We start from the raw sequence: 2,513 nt of genomic DNA on the forward strand, positions 1-2,513 counted from the left end.
CAGGTCTTTGGGGCGCCTTCCTCCGAGGTAGCTGTTGGGAGAGGCGAACCAGAATGCCATGCCCCAGCCATCCTTTTTGCCGGCCAAGGTAGACACGACAGGCTCCAGACCGGCGAACGGCCGGTAACCGAGCGCGGGATCAAGCCCGTACATGGGGAAGTAGTCGATCCCTTCATGACGCAACGCGAACATCTTGCCGGCGAGCTTCCACTTGTTGGGCTGGGCGCTCGGGTTGCTGGATTTGAACTGAGCCAGGTCCGAAATTTCGCTCGCGGTGACCCAATCATTGCTTTGAAGGATCTCAGTCTTGGCGGCCGCCAGCATCTTCGCCTCGCGCAGGAGGGTGGAAGGCACGGGCTTCTTCGGTACCCACATGGCGACGATCGTTGAGATGGTGTCCTCGCGCACCGGCTCCAGCTGCGCCTGAAATGCGCGGGTCAGCATTTCAACCGAGCAGACGTAGGCGTCGGCAACCGCCTGGGAGTTCACATCAACCGTGATCACCAAGCGCTGAGGGGGGGCATCGGGGCCATGGCCCGACTCGCTGGTCAGCGCTGGTCGAATCTCTCGAGTGATTTCAATGGTGTCGGCGGTGGGAGACATCGCACCCTCCAAGGTTATCCAGGGGTCGTGGAATTAAGTCATAACCAATCTAACCTCGCGAGCGGATTGCCGCAAGGGATTCTTCGTTCCTGAAAGGTCAAGGCGAAAAACCTGCGTATCGCCGCCAGGTTCAACTACCATGGGCCGCGCCAGCCCCCTCCCACTTGTGATCTGCCTTATCGACCCATGATTGCCTTCTATCTCAAGCTTCTGACTACCCCCACGCTCATGCTGGCCATCTCGCTCGCGTCCATGCGCTGGGGCGCCAAAGTTGGCGGCTTGCTGTCGGGGCTGCCCGTCACCTCGGCGCTGGTCATGCTGTTTCTCAGCCTTGAGCAGGGGCCCGCCTTCGCGTTGCAAGCCGTGCCCGGGGCGTTGGCCGGGTTGGCGGCGGTGCAGGCGACTTACCTGTTCTACTACCGGGTGACCAGACGGGTTGGCGCGCTTGCCGGCTGCGTTATGGCCTTGGCGGTGTACGCGGCAGGTGCGTTTGTGATGAGCCGTCTGGGATGGGTCTCAGCCTCGGTGATCGTGACCTTGCTGCTGCTTACGCTGATCATCGTCCTCACCTCGGAGAAGCCCGACTCCGGTGCAGCGAAAATCGTGCGGTTGCCACGCTGGATAATCCCGATGCGGATGCTCACGGCAACCCTCCTGCTGCTGACGATCACCGCAAGTGCCGAATGGCTCGGTCCTGCAGCCAGTGGCCTGCTGGCGCCGATCCCGGTGATTGCCTGGCCGCTTGCCGTGTTCGCTCATGTCCAGGGCGGGCACCGAGAGCTAGGAGCGATCGTGCGTGGCAATGCCATCGGGGCCGTGGGGGTGTTGGGCTTCTACCTGGCCGTGAAAAACTCCATCGTGTTGTGGGGCACGGTGCCGTCCATCACCGCGGCGGTGGTGCTGGCTGTAGTGGTGACGTTCGTATTGGCGAAGTTGCTGGATAAACGGTGATTCACGAGTATGAACGCTACCTCTGGCTCCGCCGGTCTTGTAAACGATGTCGGATGTAAAGCATGAATCGATCGCTGTTTGTATCGTTGGACGGGCCCAAGGGCACCGGCAAGACCACGTTACTGGAAGCCGTTACAAAAGCACTGAGAGCAGACGGTAACAAGGTGATACGGCTTTGCGAGAAAAAAAGCGACCCCCACAGAGGTGAGACGATGGCTCTCGTCAACAGACTCGTCAGACATCCCGCCCGGGATCTGGAGTTGAGGGTTTGTGAGCGCCTGGCTGATAGCCGTGCCTGGACTTCCCGGCACGTGCTGCCCAAACAGCCAGCGGACAGCATCATTCTGATCGATCGCTGGTATCCGTCCGACGCCGCGTTTCGGCGGATAGTCCCGTTTGCAGAGATACTGCGCTTGAACGTTGAACGAAACGTGCGAGTACCGGACCTGCATGTAGGGGTGGTCACCGATCCTGAAATTTCATGGGGGAGGGCGGCGACCCGTTCGCGAGGGTTGGGCAGTACGGTGATTCATGGGCTGGAGGAGCAAGTTGCTTGTACCACGGCGTTCGAGCGAGCGATTGCGGATCATGGCTGGGTTTTATGCCGGAATGAAGGGACGGTCGAAGAGGCGACACTGCAGGTGGTCTCCGAGATTTATAAACTGAGTCGCCGTGCCGAACCTGATGCGGTTTAGGTAGCCGCAGATGCTTGGAATCGAACCCGTTTCCTGAGGACAGGTCTACTTCAGTACACCTTCCTGGATTCGAGTCTATGTCCGCGCAACAAAGTCTTGTCCTGTTCGCACGAGGCGGATACGCCGCACGCGGCGGGCTTTATCTCATCATTGGTATTTTCGCTCTGCTGGCGGCTCTCGACTCGAGCAAACCCAAGGACAGTCACAAAAGCCTGGAAGCGTTGTTAGGCCAGCCATTTGGTCATGCTCTCGTCGGTTTGATGG

4 protein-coding genes are annotated in these 2,513 nt (G+C 59.7%); 3 read left to right on the forward strand and 1 reads right to left on the reverse strand.

Going from position 1 to position 2,513, the window contains the following annotated elements; translation table 11 throughout:
* Window positions 1-603, reverse strand: a 603-nt coding sequence (locus VJS90_RS00690; protein WP_324118133.1) for a hypothetical protein, incomplete at its 3' end; no start/stop codon positions are given.
* 186 nt (window positions 604-789) lie between these two features.
* Between VJS90_RS00690 and VJS90_RS00695 the strand changes: the two genes are divergently transcribed.
* The 3 genes from VJS90_RS00695 to VJS90_RS00705 all read left to right on the forward strand — a co-directional run.
* On the forward strand, window positions 790-1,554 hold the full coding sequence (locus tag VJS90_RS00695; protein ID WP_324118134.1) for a hypothetical protein: 765 nt from the start codon (window positions 790-792) through the stop codon (window positions 1,552-1,554).
* 62 nt (window positions 1,555-1,616) lie between these two features.
* On the forward strand, window positions 1,617-2,249 hold the full coding sequence (locus VJS90_RS00700) for a dTMP kinase (protein ID WP_324118135.1): 633 nt from the start codon (window positions 1,617-1,619) through the stop codon (window positions 2,247-2,249).
* Window positions 2,250-2,326: 77 nt separating this feature from the next.
* Window positions 2,327-2,513: DUF1206 domain-containing protein (locus VJS90_RS00705; RefSeq protein WP_324118136.1), on the forward strand; the 187-nt coding region annotated here is incomplete at its 3' end.

Source organism: Pseudomonas sp. (genome assembly GCF_035277045.1).
Taxonomy (GTDB): domain Bacteria; phylum Pseudomonadota; class Gammaproteobacteria; order Pseudomonadales; family Pseudomonadaceae; genus Aquipseudomonas.